This window comes from Gallaecimonas sp. GXIMD4217 (genome assembly GCF_038087665.1).
In the GTDB taxonomy this organism is placed as follows: domain Bacteria; phylum Pseudomonadota; class Gammaproteobacteria; order Enterobacterales; family Gallaecimonadaceae; genus Gallaecimonas.
In genome coordinates this window covers 1,064,314-1,085,776 of record NZ_CP149925.1, presented here as the reverse complement: position 1 = coordinate 1,085,776, position 21,463 = coordinate 1,064,314, and the positions used below count along the sequence as shown (strand labels likewise).

General features: G+C 64.5%; 20 protein-coding genes and 1 pseudogene. 7 read left to right on the top strand and 14 right to left on the bottom strand.

Annotated features, from left to right (window positions below):
• The first annotated feature begins 221 nt into the window (after positions 1–221).
• The 3 genes from WDB71_RS05310 to WDB71_RS05300 are packed head-to-tail and all read left to right on the top strand — an operon-like array spanning position 222 to position 2,973.
• On the top strand, positions 222–899 hold the full coding sequence (locus WDB71_RS05310; protein ID WP_341503596.1) for a response regulator: 678 nt from the start codon (positions 222–224) through the stop codon (positions 897–899).
• Between the two features lie 33 nt (positions 900–932).
• A complete protein-coding gene (locus WDB71_RS05305) occupies positions 933–2,276 on the top strand; it encodes an ATP-binding protein (protein ID WP_341503595.1) in 1,344 nt (447 codons plus the stop codon).
• 49 nt (positions 2,277–2,325) lie between these two features.
• Positions 2,326–2,973 carry a phosphoribosyltransferase gene (locus WDB71_RS05300; RefSeq protein WP_341503594.1) on the top strand — a complete coding sequence of 216 codons (648 nt, stop codon included), beginning with the start codon at positions 2,326–2,328 and terminating at the stop codon, positions 2,971–2,973.
• Here WDB71_RS05300 and WDB71_RS05295 read toward each other — a convergent pair.
• The 14 genes from WDB71_RS05295 to WDB71_RS05230 form a co-directional block, all read right to left on the bottom strand.
• Positions 2,970–3,542 (bottom strand): hypothetical protein, encoded by a 573-nt coding sequence (locus tag WDB71_RS05295; RefSeq protein WP_341503593.1) that lies wholly within the window; start codon positions 3,540–3,542, stop codon positions 2,970–2,972. The genes WDB71_RS05300 and WDB71_RS05295 overlap by 4 nt on opposite strands.
• Positions 3,543–3,649: 107 nt before the next feature.
• A complete protein-coding gene (locus tag WDB71_RS05290; protein WP_341503592.1) occupies positions 3,650–4,954 on the bottom strand; it encodes an inosine/guanosine kinase in 1,305 nt (434 codons plus the stop codon).
• A 175-nt stretch (positions 4,955–5,129) separates the two neighbouring features.
• Entirely contained in the window at positions 5,130–6,632 is a 1,503-nt protein-coding gene (locus WDB71_RS05285; RefSeq protein WP_341503591.1) for an outer membrane protein transport protein, read from the bottom strand.
• Positions 6,633–6,847: 215 nt separating this feature from the next.
• Positions 6,848–7,927: a ferrochelatase gene (gene hemH, locus WDB71_RS05280; protein WP_341503590.1), complete on the bottom strand. Its 1,080-nt coding sequence runs from the start codon at positions 7,925–7,927 to the stop codon at positions 6,848–6,850.
• Positions 7,928–8,036: 109 nt separating this feature from the next.
• Positions 8,037–8,681, bottom strand: a complete 645-nt coding sequence (gene adk / locus WDB71_RS05275) for an adenylate kinase (RefSeq protein WP_341503589.1) — start codon at positions 8,679–8,681, stop codon at positions 8,037–8,039.
• 164 nt (positions 8,682–8,845) lie between these two features.
• Positions 8,846–10,747 carry a molecular chaperone HtpG gene (gene htpG / locus WDB71_RS05270; RefSeq protein ID WP_341503588.1) on the bottom strand — a complete coding sequence of 634 codons (1,902 nt, stop codon included), beginning with the start codon at positions 10,745–10,747 and terminating at the stop codon, positions 8,846–8,848.
• A gap of 101 nt (positions 10,748–10,848) precedes the next feature.
• A complete protein-coding gene (gene recR / locus WDB71_RS05265) occupies positions 10,849–11,448 on the bottom strand; it encodes a recombination mediator RecR (RefSeq protein ID WP_341503587.1) in 600 nt (199 codons plus the stop codon).
• A 3-nt stretch (positions 11,449–11,451) separates the two neighbouring features.
• Entirely contained in the window at positions 11,452–11,781 is a 330-nt protein-coding gene (locus tag WDB71_RS05260; RefSeq protein WP_341503586.1) for a YbaB/EbfC family nucleoid-associated protein, read from the bottom strand.
• Between the two features lie 10 nt (positions 11,782–11,791).
• A complete protein-coding gene (dnaX, locus tag WDB71_RS05255) occupies positions 11,792–14,068 on the bottom strand; it encodes a DNA polymerase III subunit gamma/tau (protein WP_341503585.1) in 2,277 nt (758 codons plus the stop codon).
• 57 nt (positions 14,069–14,125) lie between these two features.
• On the bottom strand, positions 14,126–14,671 hold the full coding sequence (apt, locus tag WDB71_RS05250) for an adenine phosphoribosyltransferase (RefSeq protein ID WP_341503584.1): 546 nt from the start codon (positions 14,669–14,671) through the stop codon (positions 14,126–14,128).
• Positions 14,672–14,743: 72 nt separating this feature from the next.
• A complete protein-coding gene (locus WDB71_RS05245; RefSeq protein ID WP_341503583.1) occupies positions 14,744–15,130 on the bottom strand; it encodes a YbaN family protein in 387 nt (128 codons plus the stop codon).
• A 275-nt stretch (positions 15,131–15,405) separates the two neighbouring features.
• A complete protein-coding gene (locus tag WDB71_RS05240) occupies positions 15,406–16,125 on the bottom strand; it encodes a putative DNA-binding domain-containing protein (protein ID WP_341503582.1) in 720 nt (239 codons plus the stop codon).
• A 31-nt stretch (positions 16,126–16,156) separates the two neighbouring features.
• A complete protein-coding gene (locus WDB71_RS05235; RefSeq protein ID WP_341503581.1) occupies positions 16,157–16,993 on the bottom strand; it encodes a DUF692 domain-containing protein in 837 nt (278 codons plus the stop codon).
• Between the two features lie 64 nt (positions 16,994–17,057).
• Positions 17,058–17,627 carry a hypothetical protein gene (locus tag WDB71_RS05230; protein ID WP_341503580.1) on the bottom strand — a complete coding sequence of 190 codons (570 nt, stop codon included), beginning with the start codon at positions 17,625–17,627 and terminating at the stop codon, positions 17,058–17,060.
• Between the two features lie 143 nt (positions 17,628–17,770).
• Here WDB71_RS05230 and dusC point away from each other — a divergent pair, with 143 nt between their 5' ends.
• From dusC to WDB71_RS05210, 4 genes and pseudogenes are all read left to right on the top strand, one after another.
• Positions 17,771–18,709 carry a tRNA dihydrouridine(16) synthase DusC gene (dusC, locus tag WDB71_RS05225; protein ID WP_341503579.1) on the top strand — a complete coding sequence of 313 codons (939 nt, stop codon included), beginning with the start codon at positions 17,771–17,773 and terminating at the stop codon, positions 18,707–18,709.
• 70 nt (positions 18,710–18,779) lie between these two features.
• Positions 18,780–19,124, top strand: coding sequence for a hypothetical protein (locus WDB71_RS05220; RefSeq protein ID WP_341503578.1), 345 nt, complete (start codon positions 18,780–18,782; stop codon positions 19,122–19,124).
• Positions 19,125–19,430: 306 nt separating this feature from the next.
• A pseudogene (locus WDB71_RS05215) lies at positions 19,431–20,567 on the top strand (chorismate mutase); the annotation flags it as partial.
• On the top strand, positions 20,559–21,434 hold the full coding sequence (locus WDB71_RS05210) for a bifunctional 3-deoxy-7-phosphoheptulonate synthase/chorismate mutase (protein WP_341504184.1): 876 nt from the start codon (positions 20,559–20,561) through the stop codon (positions 21,432–21,434). The pseudogene WDB71_RS05215 and the gene WDB71_RS05210, both read left to right, overlap by 9 nt.
• Positions 21,435–21,463 lie beyond the last annotated feature (29 nt).

The following is a 21,463-nucleotide window of genomic DNA, read 5'->3' as shown; positions in this document are numbered from 1 at the left end:
TCAGGTCACGGCGCCCGTTCGGGCAGGCGCCGGTATTCAGAATGGGTTCAGGGCGCCAATCCTAACCTGTCCCGGCCCGGGACAACAACGCTTGGTGCCGCTGGGGAACCGGCGCTGTTAAGCAAAGTCTGAACAAGGGCTGTCAGTAAACAAGCCCTTTTCTTGTCAGTCGCTTAGGGACAAATTAATCTGACGCCGAAACGGATAGCGGAGAGCGAATCATGAAAGTACTGGTTGTTGAAGACGATAATCTGCTGCGCCACCACCTCAAGGTGCAGTTGGGCGAGCGCGGCTTTGGCGTCCATGCCGCTCCCAACGCCGAAGAGGCCCGCTTCTTCGCCGACGAGTACGAGCTGGACGTGGCCGTGGTGGACATCGGCCTGCCGGGCATGAACGGTATTGAGCTTATCAAGACCTTCCGGGAGGAAGGCAAGACCTTCCCCATCATCATCCTCACCGCCAGGGGCAACTGGCAGGACAAGGTGGAAGGCCTGGAGGCCGGCGCCGACGACTACCTGGTCAAGCCCTTCCAGATGGAAGAGCTGATCGCCCGCCTCCACGCCCTGTCCCGGCGCGCCTCCGGCTTCGCCAGCCCCACCATAGAGGCGGAGCCCTTCAAGCTGGATCTGGCCAAGAAGCAGGCCTTCCGGGCCGGCAGCCCCCTGACCCTGACCGCCTACGAATACAAGCTGCTGGAATTCTTGATGCGCCATCACCAGGAGGTGGTCAGCAAGCAGCGCCTGGTGGAACAGCTCTACGACGACCATATCGAGCGTGACTCCAACGTGGTGGAGGTGCTGATCGGCCGGCTGCGCAAGAAGCTGGATCCGGACAACAGCCTCACCCCCATCGAGACCATACGCGGTCAGGGCTACATGTTCCGCCTGACCTGCCAGTAAGCCGTGCGCAACCTGTCCCTCAAGGCGCGCGTGATGTTGGCCACCACCAGTCTGACGGTGGCCTTCCTCTTTTTCATCGGCTTCGCGCTGATCGCCGCCTACAAGGCCTCGGCCGAGCAGAGCATCGAGCGCCAGCTGGCCCAGGACGTGGACGAGCTGATCGCCCTCATCGAGGACACCCGCGGCACCGGCTGGCTGCCCAACGAGCTCATCGATCCCAACTACAACCAGCCTCGATCCCCCTTCGTGGGCCTGGTCTACGACGAGCACGGCAAGCTGATCTGGCGCTCCCTGTCCAGCTACCGCTTCGACATCGACTTCACGCCGCTGTTTTCCAACCTCAAGCGCGAATTCACCCACCGCTTTATCGGCCAGAACCGCTTCTTCTCCTACGAACTGTCGGTGCTGCTGCCGCTGGACGACAGCATCCATGGCTATACCCTGGTGGCCCTCTATGATGACGACGAGTACATCAAGGAGACCCGCGACTACACCACCCTGGTGGTGCTGTGGCTGACCGGCGGCCTGCTGCTGATGCTGCTGCTGATCACCTGGAGCCTGAGATGGAGCCTGGCGCCGCTGCGGACCCTGGCCCGGGAGCTGTCGCAGATGCGCAGCGGCGATCGCGGCCAGCTGTCCAGCCAGTATCCGGACGAGATAGCCCGCATCACCACGCCATTGAACGGCCTCTTGATGCGGGAGCGGGAATCCCGGGAGCGCCTCAAGCACACCATGGGCGATCTGGCCCACAGCCTGAAGACGCCCCTGGCCGCCATCCAGACCAGCTGCCAGAGCCTGGAGAGCCTGCCCGATGCCCCCACCGAGACCCTCAGCAACATAGTGGAACAGGCCCAGCGCATGAACCAGACCATCAGCTACCAGCTGAAGCGGGCCGTGGTCGGCCGCCAGGGCCTGACCCAGAACCGCATCGAGCCCGGCCCGGTGGTGGAAAAGCTGGTGCGGGCCCTGTCCAAGGTCTACCAGAGCAAGGAGGTGGAATACCGCCTCAACATCGGCGAGGACTGCTGGTTCGACGGCGAGGAAGGGGATCTGATGGAGATCCTCGGCAACCTGCTGGAGAACGCCTTCCGCCTCTGCATCCTGCAGGTGGAGGTGGATGTCCAGCTGATCGGCGACAAGAAGAAACCCAGCTTGCTGATCCAGGTGGACGACGACGGCCCAGGCGTGCCCGAAGAGCAGCGCGAGGCCATTCTGCAGCGCGGCGTGCGCGCCGACTCCCGCAACCCCGGCCAGGGCATCGGCCTGGCGGTGGTGGCGGACATCGTATCCAGCTACCACGGCCAGCTCACCGTAGGCCGGGCCGAGCAGCTGGGCGGCGCCCGCTTCCTGATCAGCCTGCCGCTCGGCACTTATTGATCCCCCCCGGCGCCTAACCTTAAGAGAGGCGCTCAACCAAGGGGGTCCCATGGACTTGCCCATTCCCAACCGCGAGGCCGCCGGCCTGGCCCTGGCCCATGCCCTGGCGGCCCGGCAGCCCAGGCCACCCATACTGGTGCTGGCCCTGCCCCGTGGCGGCGTGCCCGTGGCGGCCGCCATCGCCGAGACTCTGGACGCCGAACTGGATCTGCTGACGGTGCGCAAGCTCGGCTACCCCGGCCACAAGGAGCTGGCCATGGGCGCCATCGCCAGCGGCGGCGTCAAGGTGCTGAACGAGGAGCTGCTGGCCAGCTACCCGGTCAGCGACGAGGCCATGGCCAGGGTGCTGGCCGAGGAGCAGGCGGAGCTTGAGCGACGGGAGCGGGCCTACCGGGGCGAGCGGCCCTGGCCCGAACTTAAGGGCCGTCTTGTCATCGTTGTCGATGATGGCGTGGCCACCGGTGCCACCATGCTGGCGGCCCTGGACGCGGTCCGTAGCCAGGGGCCCGAAGCGCTCTGGGTGGCGGTGCCGGTGGCGCCGCCGGATACGGTGGACAGGCTAAAGAAAAGGGCCGACAAGGTGGTGTGCCTGGCCACCCCTGAGCCCTTCATGGCCATAGGCCAGTGGTACCGGGACTTTTCCCAGACCTCGGACAGCGAGGTGCTGGCCCTGATCCAGGCGGCCTGGCGGCGCTAGACCGGTGCCATGGCCGCCGCCTCCTCGAACAGGCCCCTGACGTAGTTGTTGCGGGACTCGCCGATGCCCCGGCGGTGGCATTGGCGCGCCGCCTCCTGCCAGTCCCTGGCCTTGACCGCCCTGTTGAAGCTGGGAAAGCCGCTTTGCAGCTTGTGCATGCCCAGGTTGAAGATCATGTCAAAGAGGCCCAGCTGCACCTGGCTGGGGTACTGGTCGAAGTCCGGGTAAAGCCGGAGCAGTTCGGCGCCGAAGCTGTCGATATGGCCGTCGACCAGGGCATCCATCGCCGCCTGGGTCAGGTGCAGTTGGGTGAAGGTGCCGTAGTAGCTGGCCCGCTTGCCGGCCGGCTGGGCCCGCACCGCCTCGTAGTCGGCCAGGATCTCGCTGCTGGCGGCGGCGCTGCCGTCCTGGCGCAGGAAGGGCAGTTTCAATGCCGCGTCCTGGTTGGCCAGCAGCTGGCCTATGGCCACGGTCACATAGCCGTTGCTGTCCAGGTACATGTGCTCGATGCAGCCCTCGTACAGGGCCAGCTTGTCGCGCAGCACCTGCCTTTGTTCCGTTGAAATCATCCCTGTGTCCCCCTCTGTTTAGGCAAGACAGACTGTAGTCGATGACGTCCTGGCCTGCCCCTTCAAAAAAGGCGCCCCAGGGCGCCTTCTCGTGCTCGCAAGGGGTGTTACTGGTCCCAGTACACCTCTTCCAGGGAGTCCTCCCGCTCCGGCAGGCCCCGGGACAGGCGCGGCGAATGCTGCACCAGCACCTCGTAGGAGACCCGGTTGGCGTACTTGCTGACCTGGGACAGGGAGGAATAGGTCAGGTAGTCGGCGTGATGCTTGCTGGAGCCCGGTACGTTGAGCTTGTGGTAGCCGTTGGCGGCCATGTCGTGCAGCAGCGCCGCCAGGGCGCCGTCGCCGGCGCCATTGGTGTTCTTGATGCGCTCCGGGCCGCCCATGTAGGGGCTGATATGGGAATAGACCTTGATGGGGTTCTCGCAATCTTCCCGGCGCATGGGCCTGGAGTACTCGTAGCGGTTGAACTCGGGAATGGCCCCCGGCAGCAGCTGGCTGTTGGTCTCGCGCTTCTGGGCCTCGTCCACATGGCTGCCCAGGTAGAGGCCGACCGGGCCGGCGGTGCACAGCACCAAGTCGGTCCACTCCAGCACCTGCTCCACCGCCAGCAGGGGGTCGGCCAGGCCGGTCAGGGCCTCGGCCTCGTCCTCGTTCATGGCCACGACGGTGACATTGTCGCGAATGAAGTCCTGCCACCAGTCGCGCCTGTCTTCGACGATGAACTTGGTGCCCATGGTCAGCACCACGGGCACGCCGGCCTCCTTGGCCCAGGCCACGGCCTGCAGGGCGGCGGCCTTCATGGGCTCGTGCTCCTCGCAGCGCATCAGGTAGGCGGTCACCACCAGGGCGGCGGCGCCCTGCACCAGCTTCTTGTCCACATAATCGGGGCTGAGGTGATCCATCTCGCCCTTGTTGATGGCGAAGCTGCGCTCGCCGTCGGGGGCGATCAGGGTGATGCACTGGCCGATGGAGCCAGGCACCGGCTGCAGGTGGTTGAGATCCACCTTGGAGGAGGTGTTGCACAGGTAGCGGTAGGCGGAGCTGCCGACCTTGATCTGCTCGCTCATGACCCCAAACAGGATGGACTTGTCGTCGCTGAGCACGGAGTAGTTGTGCAGGGTGTTGCCTATGGTGCCGCCGGCGAACTCGGAGACGATCAGGCCCTTGTCCACCAGCTCCTTGTAGATGGCCTCAGCCTTCTCCGGGCTGATCACCATGGAGTGGCCCTTGGACAGGCCGTACTTTTCCAGGAAACCCTCGGGCACATGGGCCTCGATGTCCACCAGCACCTGGTCGATGCCGCAGATGTGGGTGGAGATGGGTTTGTTTTGGGGCGAGAGTTCGCTCATCAGGGGATCCCGGGATTCCACCGGGAAGAAGTGTTTGCTCTTGCGTTGGCCTGGAAATTTCATGCTTGCCGAATCCTGTGAAGACCCAGAGGGTCAATGGCGGCGGATTTTAGCAAAAGGTAAGGCCCGGCTCACCCGGTGCGTGGCACAAAATTGCGCCTGCCCCGCCCCTCTAAAGACTAGGACAGCAGAAGCCAAAAAAAAGCCGGCCCTGGGGCCGGCTTTGCAGCGGATGTGCTCAGAAGCGATAGGCCAGCTGCGCCGACAGCACATGGGCGTCTATCTCATAGTCGGCCTGGTAGCCGGACTGATAGAGCGCCTGATCCTGGGCGTTGAACTCCCGCTCCTCGACGCGGACATCGTCCATGAACATGTAGCCGTAGGCCAGATCCAGCTGCCATTGGGGCGCCAGCTGCCAGCCGAGCCCCAGGGTGAACCACTGGCGGTCACTGGAAGGAATGCGGGCGGTGCGGTGGCTGTCTGGGATGGGCGACTCGTCCAGGGCATAGCCCAGGCGCAGCTTCATGGCCTCGTCCAGGCGATAGTGAAGACCCACCGCATAGGCCCAGGCGTCCTGCCAGTGCTCGGGGATATAACCTATCAGGCCGGCCTCGTTGAGGTTCTGGGCCTGGCTGGTGGAGACGGAGATGGGGCCGAAGCCGGCCCGGCTTTCGACGCGGATGGACTGGAACTGGCTCCAGTCGGTCCAGTTGGCGGTGGCCAGCCAGGTCCAATCACCCTGCTGGTAGGCGCCAGACAGCATCAGCGACTGGGGCGTGGTCAGGCTGAGCTGGCTGGCCTCCACCAGGCGGTCGTTGATGGCCAGCTTATTGGTCGCCAGATCCACGGCCGGCAGCTTCTGGCCGTCCACCACCCCGGGGATGGTCGGCGCCACCCAGAAGGGCGCGCCCTCGGGGACGAATTCGCCGCTGATGGGGGTGTGGGTGATCTCGGAGTCGCCCTTGAGCCGGTAGTGGACCTGGGAGTGCCAGGCCAGGCCCAGCTGCAGCTTGTCGCTGGGCTGGTAGTGGATGCCCACATTCATGCCGACGCCAAAGTCGTCGCCCTCGACGCTGTAGTGGGACCGGCAGTAACCGTCCTGGGCCACCTGGGTGAAGGCGCCGCCGGAGATCATGCCGTACAGCTGATTGACGTACTGGTCCGGCAGCTGGCAGAGGCCGCCGTGATCCTTGAACTTGCTGAGCTTGCCCTCGGCATGGTTGAGGTTGATGCCAAGGCCCACCGACCAGGCCTGGTCCAGGGCATAGCTCAGGGTCGGCTGCAGGCTGAGGATCTCGAAGCGGGACTCATCGGCGAAATAGCGGCCGACGAAGTCGTCGTCATAGTCGGACTCGACGCCATAGGGCACCACCAGGGCCAGGCCGAAGTGGATCCGCTCGGACAGCGGCCTGTGGTAGTAGAAGTGGGGAATGGCGGCCAGGGCCTCCAGGGTATCGGCGCTCTTGCCCTGGACCTGCAGGCCGCGGGCATCGGTGGCGCTGGCATTGTCGAAGGCCACTTCGGCCGATACCAGGCTGAGGCCGCCGACCAGCTCGCTGCCACCGAGGCGGCTCATGGCGGCGGGATTGGAGTAGACGACGGTGGCGTCTTCCACCAAGGCGCCACGGCCGGCATAGGCGGAGCCCATGGAGGAGGTGGATTGTTCAAAGATCTTGTAGCCGGCGGCCTGGGCAGTGGTGCTCAGCAGGGCGGCGGCCAACAGAGAAAGGCGGTACTGCATGGCTTGCTTTCTGTCTGAAAAAAAGAGCCGGCATTATACAAGCCTTTGTTTTTATTGAGAAATTAAAGCGAATTCAGCGTACAGCCGTATCCCCTGCCCAGGTGGCTCCCTGCCCGAATTAGAGCTGATGCTCCAATTCCTGTTGAAGAAACAAGGTGTTAAGCATGAAAAGCCCGGCACGAGGCCGGGCTTACAGGGCGACGCCGAAACAGCGCCTAGGCGCCCATTTTGCTGGCCAGGGCGGCCGTTTGGCCGCCTTCGTCGCCCCGGGGCAGGGTCCAGCCGGCCAGGTTCTGCTCGATGAGCTGGCAAAGCGCATCCAGGTGCTCGGGCTCGGCATTGAGGCAGGAAATGAACTGGTAATCCTGGCCACCGGCGGCCAGGAAATAATCCCGGTTCTCCACCCCCAGTTCCTCTATGGTCTCCAGGCAGTCGGCGGCAAAGCCGGGACTGAACACCTGCACCGATTTCACGCCCTGGCCCGGCAGGACCTTGAGGGTCTCGTCCAGGTAGGGCTTGAGCCAGGGCTCGCGGCCGAAACGGGACTGGAAGCAGAGCTGCCACTGGCCCTCTTCCAGGCCGAGTCGCTCGGCCAGCAGCCGGGCGCTCTTGTGGCACTCGCAGAAGTAGGGGTCGCCTTTCTTGAAGAAGCGCTCGGGAATGCCGTGGAAGGAGAAGATCAGCCGGTCCGCCCTGCCCTTTTCCTGCCAGTGGCGGCGGATCCGCGCCGCCATGGCCTCGATATAGGGGTCGAAGTCATGGTAGTGGCTGACAAAGCGCAGCTGTGGCAGCCAGCGCCGGCCCTGGAAATCCTGGGCCAGGGCATCGAAGGTGCTGGCGGTGGTGGTGGCCGAATACTGGGGATAGAGCGGCAACACCAGCAGCCGGCGCACCCCCTTGGCCAGCAGCTCGTCGACGGCGCCGGCCAGGGACGGGTTGCCGTAACGCATGCCAAGCGCCACTTCGACATGGTCTCCGAACCTTTCCCTGAGCCGCGTTTCGATGCCACCGGCCTGATCCAGGCTGTGGGCCAGCAGCGGCGAACCGCGCTCGGTCCACACCGTCTTGTAGGCTTCGGCACTCCTGCGCGGCCTGATGTTGAGGATGACGCCGTTCAGCACCAGCCACCACAGGGGCCGGGGCATCTCGGTGATGCGGGGATCCCAGAGGAATTCCCTGAGATAGCGGCGCAGGGATTTGCTGTCGGGCGCATCCGGGGTGCCCAGGTTGGTGAGCAGCACGCCCAGCTTGGGCTGCTGGTCGTGGGAAAATGCGGGGGAGCCCTTGTAGTGCATAGCGATGTCCGGCCTTGGCAATGGTGAGAGCCGGTTGGGCCGGCTCCGACAAACCTTGATGGCCGTTAGGATACGAAAAAAAACGCCCCGGGTGGGGCGTTCTTTTCACTTAACCGAGCAGCTCGGCCAGTTGCTGGCTGACCGCATCCACGGCCAGGGTGCCATCTATCTTGGTATAGCGGCAATGGCCGGCCTCGGCCTCGCCCTTGTAGTAGTCCACCAGCGGCTTGGTCTGGTCGTGGTAGACGCCCAGGCGCTTGCGTACGGTATCGGCCTGATCGTCGGGGCGGATCACCAGCTCTTCACCGGTGACGTCGTCCTTGCCTTCTTCCTTGGGCGGGTTGTAGACCACGTGGTAGACGCGGCCGGAGCCCGGGTGCACGCGGCGGCCGCTCATGCGCTCGACGATCACCTCGTCGGGCACATCGAATTCCAGCACCTCGTCCACCTGGATGCCGGCGTCCTTCATGGCGTCGGCCTGGGGGATGGTGCGGGGGAAGCCGTCCAGCAGGAAGCCCTTGGCACAGTCGTCCTGGGCGATGCGCTCCTTGACCAGGCCGATGATGATCTCGTCGGAAACCAGCTGGCCGGCGTCCATGACCTTCTTGGCTTCCAGGCCCAGAGGGGTGCCGGCGGCGATGGCGGCGCGCAGCATGTCACCGGTCGAGATCTGGGGAATACCGTACCTGTCCATCAGGAATTGGGCCTGGGTGCCCTTGCCGGCACCGGGGGCGCCCAGAAGAATAATGCGCATCTTGCTCTCCAAATTACATTGCTTGCGGCGGGACCCCCCGCGCGAAAGCCCATAGGGTACACAGCCGGCCACGGGATGAAAAGCCGCGGCGCCGACCAGTCCGGGGACCAAGTGTAAATTCCCGCTGCTATCCATTGAAAAGGGCGCCATGGGCGCCCTTTTCATTACCTGCTCAGCTCCAGCAGCATCTTGTTGAGACGCCGCGCGAAACCGGACGGATCATCCAGGCTGCCGCGCTCGGACAGCAGCGCCTGGTCGAAGAGGATGCCGACCCAGTCGTCGAAGCTGTCGCCCTCACGGCCGTCCAGGGCCTTGACCACCTCGTGGTCCGGGTTCAGTTCGAAGATGTAGTTCACCGGCGGCGCGTCCTGGCCCACGGCGGCCATCAGCTTGGCCATCTGGCTGCTCATGCCCTGCTCGTCTGTGACCAGGCAGGCCGGAGTGTCGGTAAGGCGGTCGGTGATGCGCACCTGGCTGACCTTGTCGCCCAGGCTGGCCTTGACCTTGTCCACCAGGGCGGCGAACTGCTCGGCGGTTTCTTCCTTCCTGGCCTTGTCCTGATCGGACAGCTCGCCCAGATCCAGGTCGCCGCGGGTCACGGACACCAGGGACTTGCCGTCGAACTCGGTGAGGTGGTTCATCATCCACTCGTCGATGCGCTCGTGCATCAGCAGCACCTCGATGCCCTTCTTGCGCAGCACCTCCAGGTGCGGGCTGAAGCGGGCGGCGTTGAAGCTGTCGGCGACGATGTAGTAGATCTTGTCCTGGCCTTCCTGCATGCGGCCCACATAGTCCTGCAGGCTGACCAGCTTGGTCGCGTCATCGTGGTGGGTGGAGGCAAAGCGCAGCAACTTGGCGATGGCCTCGCGGTTGGCGAAGTCCTCGGCCGGGCCTTCCTTGAGCACGTTGCCGAACTCCTGCCAGAAGGTGGCGTACTTGTCCTCGTCCTTGCCGAGCTTGTCCAGCATGGACAGGATGCGCTTGGTCAGGGCGGCCTTCATGGACTGGGTGATCTTGGAGTCCTGGAGGATCTCCCGGCTCACGTTCAGGGGCAGATCGTTGGAGTCCACCAGGCCGCGCACGAAGCGCAGGTAGCTGGGCAGGAACTGCTCGGCGTCGTCCATGATGAAGACCCGCTTCACATAGAGCTTGAGGCCGCGCACCTTGTCCCTGTTGTAGAGATCCCAGGGCGCCTTGGCGGGGATGTACAGCAGCGAGCTGTATTCGTGCTTGCCTTCCACCTTGTTGTGGCTCCAGGTCAGCGGCTCGCCGAAGTCGTGGGAGACATGCTGGTAGAAGGACTTGTAGTCGTCGTCGGACAGCTCGCTCTTGGAGCGGGTCCAGATGGCGGTGCCCTGGTTGACGGCCTGCCAGCTGCCCTCGGTGGCGGGGATGGTCTCGCCGTCTGGGCCTTCCCGCTCGGGGCTGCCCTCTTCCCACAGCTCCACCGGGATGCCGATGTGGTCGGAATACTTGCCGATGATGGACCTGAGGCGCCAGGCATCCAGGAACTCCTGCTCGCCTTCCTTGAGGTGCAGGATGATGTCGGTGCCGCGGCCGCTCTTTTCGATGTCGGTGACCTCGAAGCTGCCCTCGCCCTTGGACTTCCACTGCACGGCCTTGTCGTGGCCGGCGGCCCTGGACTGCACCGTGACCTCGTCGGCGACGATGAAGGCGGAGTAGAAGCCCACCCCGAACTGGCCGATGAGCTGGGAGTCCTTGGCGGCGTCGCCGGACAGGTTCTCGAAGAAGGCCTTGGTGCCGGACTTGGCGATGGTGCCCAGGTGCTCGACGGCCTCTTCCCGGGTCATGCCGATGCCGTTGTCGCTGATGGTGAGGGTGCCCTTGTCCTTGTCGACGCCGATGCGCACCTTGAGCTCACCATCGCCTTCATACAGATCCGCATTTTCCAGGGCCTTGAAACGCAGCTTGTCGGCGGCGTCGGCGGCGTTGGAGATGAGCTCCCGCAGGAAAATTTCCTTGTTGGAATACAGGGAGTGGATCATCAGCTGCAGCAGCTGCTGCACTTCGGTTTGGAATCCGTGGGTCTGAGTGTTGGCTGTCATGACTGTCTCAGCTTCCTCAACTGGTTATGGGTCGAGACAATAGATGGGGACGGCAAAGGCAATTTCAAGGCAGAAAAAAGCCCCTTTGCAGGGGCTTTTGCTCACAGCGGCTGGCGGCCGGTAAAACTGTGGGACAAGGTGGTGCCGTCCACGAACTCCAGCTCGCCGCCCACCGGCACGCCATGGGCGATGCGGCTGACCCTGATGCCGTGGCGGCGGGTCATGTCGGCCACATAGTGGGCGGTGGCATCTCCCTCCACCGTGGGGTTGGTGGCCAGGATCACCTCCTGCCAATCGCCACCTTCCAGCAGGACGTCGAGCCTGTCCAGCTCCAGCTCGGCCGGGCCTATGCCGTCCAGGGGCGACAGGTGCCCCATCAGCACGAAGTAGCGGCCGGCGAAGAGGCCGGTCTGCTCTATGGCCATGACGTCGGCCGGGGTCTCCACTATGCAGAGCTGGCCGTTCTCGGCGCGCCTGGGGTTGGCGCAGAGGCTGCACAGCTCGGTCTCACAGAAGGTCCGGCACCGGCTGCAGTGTCCTATGCCCTCCATGGCCCGCTTCAGGGCGTCACCGAGGGCCAGGGCGCCGCTGCGATCGCGCTCGAGCAGGTGAAAGGCCATGCGGGTGGCGGACTTGGCCCCCACCCCGGGCAGCACCCTCAGGGCCTGGATCAGCTCCTTGAGCAGCGGGCTGAATTCCATGGCTTAGAAGGGGAACTGCATGCCGCCGGGCAGCTTCATGCCGCCGGTGACCTCGGCCATGCGCTTCTTGGACTCTTCCTCGACGCGGCGCACCGCATCGTTGATGGCGGCGGCGATGAGATCTTCGATCATCTCCTTGTCGTCCTCCATCAGGGACTCGTCGATGTCGATGCGGCGCACGTTGTGGTTGCCCAGCATGACCACCTTGACCATGCCGGCGCCGGCTTCGCCGATCACTTCCATGTTGGCGATCTCTTCCTGGGCCTTCTGCATGCGCTCTTGCATCTGCTGGGCCTGCTTCATCAGGTTGCCCATTCCACCTTTACCAAACATCGTATCTTCCTCAGTTGTTCAAGACGGGACGCACGGTGTCGACGTCCAGTTCAGCATCAAATTCGTTCAGCAGCTGCCGGGCGACGGGATCATCGGCCAGCACCTGGTTGGCATAGGACAGGCAGCTTGCCTTGATCCGCTCGATGATGGCAAGGGGCGTTTCCCCCTTGGCCTCGGCGACTGTCACCTGCAGCTCGCCGTCATACAGACCGGCCTCACGCAGGGCCGACTCCAGCTCCTGGCGCTGGCGTTCGCTGGCCAGGTGCTTCTGGGCCGGGGTCAGCAGCAGCTGCCAGCGCTCGCCCTCCTTGACCAGCACCGAATTCATGGCCAGCTGCTTGGCCAGGCCGCCCAGCTGCAGGGCACGGCTGGCATGGTACCAGTCCCTGTCGTTGTCGGCCGTGGCGGCCAGGGCCTGGATCACCCCGGGATACTGTTCAAAGGCCTGGCGACGGGCCTCCCTCGACTGCGCCGGCATGGCCGCGGGCGCTGCTGGCGGGGCCGGCTCGGGCGCCGCTGGTTCGGCAGCCGCTGCCACCGGCTCGGGCATCATGGCCACCTGGGGCCTTTCAGCGGCGGGCGCTGCCGGTTCAGGCGGCTCCTGCCAGGGTGACGCCTCGTCGTCGTCCAGCCAGGGCGGCGGCTCGTCATCCAGGGGCGGCTTGTCCTGGGCCGCCGGACGCACCACGGGCCGGGTGCCCGGCTCAGCTGCCGGGTTGGTCGTCGGCTGGGGCTTTTTTAGCGGCTGGGCTTCCTCCTGGCCACCCTGCCTGCGCTGGCTGCGCAGCATGAACTGGGCCTGGAGCACGGCCTGGGTGGCGCTCCCGGCCGGGGACGCCTCGGCCGCGCCCTGGGGCGTCGGCTCATGGACCTCGGGCTCGGGCGGCACCTGTTCTTGCGGTGCCACGGGCTGGGCGGGCGCTTCCGCCGGCTGGTAGCCCTGGGCCTGGGCCATGGCCAGGATCTGCTCCTGCTGGGCTTCCAGCTCCGGGGCCTCAACGGCCTGGGCCGCCACGACCGGTTCCGGTGCCGCCTTGGGGGCAAGGGCCTCGGGCTCGACAACAGGCGCTGGCGCCACCGCCTTGGCCGTGACCGGCTCCAGGTCCTGGACGGGTGTGGCAACCGGGGCCGGCCGTGACTTGGGTTCGGCCTTGATATCCGGCTTGGGCATCAGCGGCGGCCGGCTGGCCGGCGCCGGGCTCTGCTGCTGGGCCGGCGCCTCCTGGCGGCTGAAGGCCAGCATGCGCAGCAGGGTCATCTCCAGGGCCATGCGCGGATCCGGGCAATAGGGGAAATCCCGGCGGCCGTGCACGGCCATCTGGTAGTAAAGCTGCAGCTGCTGGGGGCTGACGTGGCCGGCCAGGCGCTCGGCGGCCTCGCCCTGGGTGCCCGGCACCTGCTGGGCCACGGCCATCTGGTGCAGCAGGGTAAGGATATCGCCCAGCAGCGCCTGGTAATCCGGCGACAGGGGCGCCAGTTCGTCCAGGGCCGCCAGCAGTGCCTGGGCATCGTCGGCCAGCACCGCGGACACCAGATGTTCGGCGAAACGGGTATCCAGGGTGCCAAGCATCTGCTGCACCTCGTCCATGCGCAGGGCGCCGCTGCCGTGGGCGATGGCCTGGTCGGTGAGGCTGAGAGCGTCGCGCATGGAGCCCTTGGCGGCCTTGGCCAGCAGCGCCAGGGCGGTATCCTCGAAGGGGACCTGCTCCTGGCCCAGTACCTGGGCCAGGTGGTTCTGGATGGCCTCCTGGCCCAGGCTCTTGAGGTTGAACTGCAGGCAACGGGACAGGATGGTCACCGGCAGCTTCTGGGGATCCGTGGTGGCCAGCAGGAACTTCACATGGGCCGGCGGCTCTTCCAGGGTCTTGAGCAGGGCGTTGAAGGAATGGCGGGACAGCATGTGCACCTCGTCGATGAGGTACACCTTGTAGCGGCCCCGGCTGGGCCGGTACTGGACGTTTTCCAGGATCTCCCTGGTGTCTTCCACCTTGGTGCGGGAGGCGGCGTCCACCTCGATGAGGTCGACGAAGTGGCCCTGCTCGATCTCCTGGCAGGCGCTGCACTGGCCGCAGGGGGTGGAGGTCACTCCCAGATCGCAGTTGAGGCTCTTGGCGAAGATCCGCGCCAGGGTGGTCTTGCCCACCCCGCGGGTGCCGGTGAACAGGTAGGCATGGTGCAGCCGGTCCTGATCCAGGGCGTTGTTGAGCGCCCTGACCACATGTTCCTGCCCCACCAGGGCGGAGAATTGCTGCGGGCGCCATTTGCGCGCCAAGACCTGATATGCCATGCCTATCGTCGTGTTCCTAACGGTATTAGGGGCATGCTACCACAGCTTGCGGCGCTCTTACTCGCCTTCGAACTCCACCAGGCGGTAGACGTCGATATTGTGCTCAGCCAGGCGCTGCTCGCCGCCCAAGTCAGGCAGCGACACCACAAAGGCGGCATGGTTGGCTTCGCCGCCCAGGGCGCGGATCAGCTTGGCGGTGGCCTCTATGGTGCCGCCTGTGGCCAGCAGATCGTCCACCATCAGCACCTTGTCGCCCTGGCTGATGGCATCCTCGTGGATCTCCAGGGTATCGGCGCCGTATTCCAGCTCATAGCTCTGGGCTATGGTCTTGCGGGGCAGCTTGCCGGGCTTGCGCACCGGTACGAAGCCGATGCCCAGGGCCAGGGCCAGGGGCGCGCCGAAGATGAAGCCACGGGCCTCGGTGCCGACGATCTTGGTGAAGCCCATGCCTTCGAAGCGTTCGGCCATCAGGTTGATGGTTTCGGCAAAGGCCTGGGGATCCTGCATCAGGCTGGTGACATCGCGGAACAGGATGCCCGGTTTCGGATAATCGGGAACGGTGTGGATGGCGCCCTTGATGCGCGCCAGGCTAGCTTCGCTCATGATGATTTGTCTTTGTGAGTAACGACCAGGGCCAAAGGCCCGATGAAACCAAAGGCGCAAGGGTAAGGGCTTTTATCGGCCTTGGCAATCCCGCCCCTCTTCGATGACGGGCAGCCGCATCAGGTAGGTGATCACCGCCAGCATCAGCGCCACCAGCAGCCCCCGCACCCACCACAGGGGCACCAGGTAGAGGGAGACGGCGAAGGTCACCACCATCAGGGCGATGGCCCTGTTGCGGTAGCGGCGCCTGAGGGCGCGGCGGACCTCCCATTCGGTGACCATCTGGCCGAAATAGCGGTTGTTCCTGAGCCAGTGGTGCCAGCGGGGCGAGCCCTTGGCGAAACACCAGGCCGCCAGCAGGATGAAGGGGGTGGTGGGCAGTACCGGCAGCACCACCCCAAGGGTGCCCAGGGCGATGGCGGTCCAGCCGCTGAGGAGAAAGAGATAACGCTTGACCATGGGCGCCCCGGGTTGTCGACTTGCCTTTAGCTTACCCCCCAAAAAACAAAAAGCCACTCCAGGAGTGGCTTTTTGCGCATGCCGGGCAATCATCCCATCAGGTAACGGATCAGGGAGATGCTGGTGGGCATGGTGGGGATCAGCAGAGCCAGCAGCAGACCGAAAAAGTGACGGGCGCCGTAGACTTCTTTGAAATTTTGATCGGCCATCGATACTTCCTTACAGCTTCGACGAAAATTGCAGCGCGCGCAGTGTAACGGAAGCTTTGACCTGGATCAATTTTCGCCAAGGTGACGGCGCACGGCGCCCCGCTCGGCCAGGGCGGCCAGGGTCTGCATCAGGCCCCGAGCCAGCTGCTCCCTGGGCACCTGGGGCATCAGCGCGGCCATGGCCTCCACCAGCTGGGCCGGGCTCTGTCCGGGCTGTTGTTCCAGCAGCAGCAGCAGCTGGGCGGTGGCGGCGTTGATGGCCATAAAGGCCGCCTCGTCCTGGCGGTCGCGGTACACCAGCAGGTAGATAGGCGAGTCCAGGGGCTCGTTGGGCTGGAAGTCGCGGCTGATCTCATGCACCGGCCAGGGGTAGGACACCGCCTTGGCGCAGGCCGGCACCGCCAGGGGCGTGCCGTCGTCCAGCTGGTCCAGCAGGCCGTCATCGGGCTCGTCCACCGTGGCCACCATCAGCTCCAGCCATTCGTAATGGGCCAGCTCCACCAGGAAGGGTGGATCCACCGGCCTCGGCTCATGTTCGTTGGCCAGGTAGTGCAGGAACTCCCGGCCGATTTCCAGAAACAGCGGCGTCTGGCACTGGTGGCGGGCAAAGAAGGCGCGCACCAGCGACAGCCAATGCTCCTGGCCGTACAGGCTTTTCAGCACCGGAAAGCCGTTGCTGAGGAAGCCTTCCATGTTGTTGAAGAACAGCTCCCGGTAAATGGCCATGCGCCTGTCTTCGATGCCCGGCGGGCCGGGCACCTGCTCCGGATCTTTGATGTGGGCCATAAAGGCTTCCTGTACTGCCTTGAATCCCATCTCAGGCGCTCTCCACTTGCACTTGATGTTGCCGCTGGCAGCGGTCGATGAGGGCCACCTCGGCCACCAGCTCGGTCAGGGGCGGCAGGTTGAAGTCCCGCTCCAGCAGGGTCGGGAAGACGCCGTGGTGGTGGTAGGCCTTGTCCAGCAGTGCCCAGACCGGGTCTATGACGTCGGCGCCGTGGGTGTCGACAATGAGATCCTCGGCCTCCTTGTAGTGGCCGGCGATATGGCCGTAGGCGATGCGCCCGGTGGGCAGGCCCTTGAGGAAGGCCTCGGCGTCATAGCCGTGGTTGATGGCGTTGACGTAGATGTTGTTGACGTCCAGCAGCAACTGGCAGTCGCTTTCCTCCAGCACCGCCTGGATGAAGCTCAGCTCGTCCAGCTCCTTGCCGGGGGCGGCATAATAGGAGACGTTTTCCAGCACCAGCGGCCGCTCCAGCACCTCCTGCACCTGCCTGATCCGCGCCACCACGTGGCGAACCGCCTCTTCGGTAAAGGGGATGGGCATCAGATCGTACATATGGCCCTCCCCCGAGCAGTAGGACAGGTGCTCGGAGTAGAGGCGGATCCGGTGCTCGTCCAGGAAGACCTTGAGCGCCTTGAGAAAGGCCATGTCCAGTGGCGCCGGACTGCCGATGGACAGCGACAGACCGTGGCAGACGAAGGGATGGCGCTCGGTCAGGCGCCGAAAGGCCTTGCCGTAGGCGCCGCCCAGCTTCATCCAGTTCTCCGGTGCCACTTCCAGAAACTGCACCGGCTTGGGCAGGCTGTCGCCGATCTCCTCGACGAAATCGCGCCTCAGCCCCAGGCCACAACCTTGAACCGCAAATGTCATAGAGACTCCTTGAGACAAAACGAGCGGACCTGGGTCCGCTCGTTTTCCTTACCAGCGCTGGCCCTTAGTGGCTGCCGCCACACTTGCCTTCGCCGCATTTACCTTCTTTCTTGTCTTTCTTTTCGGCCTTTTTCTCGGCGCCGCACTTGCCTTCGCCACATTTACCTTCCTTCATGGCCTTCTTCTCGGCGCCACACTTGCCTTCGCCACACTTACCTTCCTTCATGGCCTTCTTCTCGGCGCCACACTTGCCTTCGCCGCACTTACCTTCCTTCATGGCCTTCTTCTCGGCGCCACACTTGCCTTCGCCGCACTTACCTTCCTTCATGGCCTTCTTCTCGGCGCCACACTTGCCTTCGCCACATTTACCTTCCTTCATGGCCTTCTTCTCGGCGCCGCACTTGCCTTCACCGCATTTGCCTTCCTTTTCTCCCTTGCCTTCGCCTTCCTTGCCGGCGCTACCACCACATTTACCTTCACCGCATTTGCCTTCGAAGGTGGCCAGCTGGTAGCCCTGAGCCAGATCCTGCATGGCAAAAGGTGAAGCATCCGCAGAGGCCGGCAGAGTGGCCAGGGAACCGACCACAACGGCGCCCAGGGCAGCAGCTACGGTATTTTGCTTCAGATTTTTCATCGTCCTTTCCTTCTCACAGTTGCTTGTTGTTGGGACCGGTCTGCCCGGCCTTGTTGTTATTGACCCGAAGGGGTAGCTATTTCTTTCAATAAACAGGAAAAAGCGTAAACTTTCCAGCCCCCTGGGCAATCCAAAAGTAGGCCATGAAACTGATCCTTGCCCCCATGGAGGGCGTCGTCGACCACCTGATGCGCCAGCTGCTGACCGAGCTGGGCGGCTTCGATCTGTGCGTCACCGAATTCGTGCGCGTGGTGGATCAGGTATTGCCGCCCAAGGTGTTCTACAAGCTCTGCCCCGAGCTGCACCAGGGCGCCCGCACCCCCTCCGGGGTACCGGTCCGTATCCAATTGCTGGGCCAGAGCCCGGTGTGGCTGGCCGAGAACGCGGCCCGGGCCGTGGAACTGGGCTCGCCCGGGGTCGACCTCAATTTCGGCTGCCCGGCCAAGACGGTCAACAAGCACAGGGGCGGCGCCGTGCTGCTCAAGGAGCCGGAAACCCTCTACGCCATAGTGAAGGCGGTACGGGAGGCGGTCCCCGCCGACCAGCCTGTTACCGCCAAGATCCGCCTGGGCTTCGACGACAAGTCCCTGGCCCTGGAGAACGCCGCCGCCATTGAGGCCGCCGGCGCCAGCGAACTGGCCATTCATGCCCGCACCAAGCGCGAAGGCTACAAGCCGCCGGCCTATTGGGACTGGATCGCCAAGGTCAGGGAGGTGGTCAAGCTGCCGGTGATCGCCAACGGCGAGATCTGGAGCCGCGAGGATGCCCTGAACTGCCAGGCCCAATCCCAATGCCAGGATCTGATGCTGGGCCGGGGTGCCCTGGCACAGCCCAACCTGGCCGCCGTCATCAAACAGGACGTCCCCGCCCTGCCCTGGGTCCAGGTGCTGGCGCTGCTGGACAGGTATTCCGATTTCGAGCTGGCCGGCGACAAGGGCCTCTACTATCCCAACCGCATCAAGCAGTGGCTGGGTTTCCTGCGCCTGCAATACCCCCAGGCCCAGGCCTTCTTCGAGCAGATCCGCACCCTGAGGAACAAGGACGACATCCTCGCCAAGCTGAGAAAAGCCAGGGCCGCTTGATGTCGATCAGGTTTTGCTGACAGCGCCTGCCGTAGACTGCCATCCTGTGCTCATTGTCAGGAGACAACCCATGTTGGCCGCTTCACAGCTGACCGAATTTCGCCAACGACTGGAAAAGGAGCAGAATACCCTGCTCGCGCAAACCGCCACCCGCCTCACCGAACTGGGCGTGGCCAACAAGGTGATCTATGCCCTGCGCCAACAGGGCCTGGACGGTATTCAGCAATACGTCGACGCCCTTCACGACCGCCAGCTGCACGGCCTGACCGAGCGACTGGGCCGGGTGGAGGCCGCCCTCTGCCAGCTGGATCTGGGCCTGTTTGGCCTGTGCGCCGACTGCGAAAGCGAGATCCCGCCCAGGCTGCTGGACTCCGACCCCACCACCCAAAGGTGTAACGACTGCCAGAGTGGATAAAAAGCCGCCACCTGGCGGCTTTTTTGTGCCTTGCCTTAAAAGAGCAGGCGCCTTGTCAATCACACGATGAAATTATTTTTAGCCGTTTTCGTAAATATTGTTTGCCATCTCATGGCGGCTGCGATATTGCTATAGGCATCGCAACGTAATAGAGCCGCAGATGCACCAGCTGACCGCCACCTTCTTCTTTTTTACCACCTTCCCCCGGGGAGGCGGTGGCGTCGTGCATTTCTAAAGCGCAGCACACACCAGCAAGGCCTCCCAATCGGGAGGCCTTTTTCGTTTATGGACCATGAGGATACGACCATGACATTACAGGCCCTGAGAGAGCAGATCACCGACCTGGACAAACAACTGCTGCAGCTGCTGGCCCAGCGCAAGTCCGCCACCCTGGCCGTGGCCAAGCAGAAAGTCGGCCAGCAGCTGCCGGTTCGCGACCGGTCTCGGGAGGAAGAACTGCTGATTGCCCTGATCAAGGAGGGGCAGCAGCAGGGCCTGGATCCCCACTTCATCACCCGCCTCTATCACGGCATCATCGAGGATTCGGTGCTGGCCCAGCAGGCCCATCTCCAGGCCAGCCACAACGGTACCCTGACCAAGCAGAGCCTGAGCGTGGCCTACCTGGGCTCGGCAGGCTCCTACTCACACCAGGCCGCCCAGAGCCATGCCGGTCGTCTGGGGCTCAGCCTCAAGGAACACAGCTGCCCCAGCTTCGCCGCCGTATTGGAAGCGGTGGAACAGGGCCGGGCGGAACTGGGCGTGCTGCCCATAGAGAACAGCACTTCGGGCTCCATCACCGAGGTGTTCGATCTGCTCAATCACACCTCCCTGTCCCTGGTCGGCGAGCTGACCCAGGCCGTGGATCACTGCCTGCTGGGCGGCGACGACACCGATCCCGGCCAGGTCCACACCCTCTATTGCCACCCCCAGGTCGAGCAGCAATGCTCCCAGTACCTGGCCTCCCTGGCCGGCTGCCGGGTGGTCCATTGCCCATCCAGCGCCCACGCCATGCTCAAGGTGGCCGAGGCCGGGGAGCCAGGCGTGGCCGCCATCGGCAGCGCCAGCGGCGGCGCGCTGTACGGCCTCAAGGTGCTGGCACGACGCCTGGCCAACCAGAAGGAGAACCACAGCCGCTTCATCCTGGTGGCCCGCCAGCCGGTGGAGGTGGCGCCCCAGGTGCCGGCCAAGACCAGCCTGATCATGGCCACCGGCCAGCAGGCCGGCGCCCTGGTGGAAGCCCTGCTGGTGCTGCGCAACCAGGGCATCGCCATGACCAAGCTTGAGTCCAGGCCCATGCCCGGCAACGCCTGGGAGGAGCTGTTCTATATCGACGTGGCCGCCAATGTGCAGTCCGAGGCCATGCAGCAGGCCCTGCTGGAGCTGACCCGCCTGACCCGCTTCGTCAAGGTACTGGGCTGTTACCCCAGCGAGGATCTGCGGCCGACCCAGGTACAGGTTCCGCTTGAGGCCGACAACAGCCAGGCCGAGCCCGCCCCCAAAGCCAAGATAAAGACCAGCAGCAAGAAAGCCCCCCTGCACAGCCGTGACCACAAGGCCGAAGACACCCTGATCCGGGTCGGCAATGCCGTCATCGGCGGCGACGACTTCATCACCATGGCCGGCCCCTGTTCGGTGGAGTCCGCCGAGCAGATAGAAACCGCCGCCGAGGCGGTGCACCGCCATGGCGCCCAGCTGCTGCGCGGTGGCTGCTTCAAGCCCAGGACCAACCCCTACAGCTTCCAGGGCCTGGGCTACGAGGGCCTGGCCCTGCTCAAGGCGGCAGGCGAGCGCCGCGGCCTGCCCATCATCACCGAGGTGATGAACACCGAGGACGTGCACAGGGTCGCCGAGCAGGCCGACGTGCTGCAGATCGGTGCCCGCAACATGCAGAACTTCGCCCTGCTCAAGGAAGTGGGCAAGACCACCAGGCCGGTACTGCTCAAGCGCGGCCTGATGGCCTCCATAGAGGAGCTGCTGGGGGCCGCCGAATACATCCTCGCCCAAGGCAACCAGCAGGTGATGCTGTGCGAGCGTGGCATCCGTACCTTCGAGACCGCCACCCGCAACACCCTGGACTTGAGTGCCGTACCGCTCTTGAAGTCCCTGACCCACCTGCCGGTGATCATCGACCCCAGCCACGCCGTGGGCCGGCGGGATCTGGTGGCGCCCATGGCCAAGGCCGCCAAGGCGGTGGGCGCCCACGGCATCATAGTGGAGGTGCATCCCTGCCCGGAGCAGGCCCTGTCCGATAAGGAGCAGCAGCTCTACCTGGACCAGTTCGGCCAGCTGATGCAGGAACTCAAGGGATAAAAAAAGCCCGCCGGACGGCGGGCTTTTTA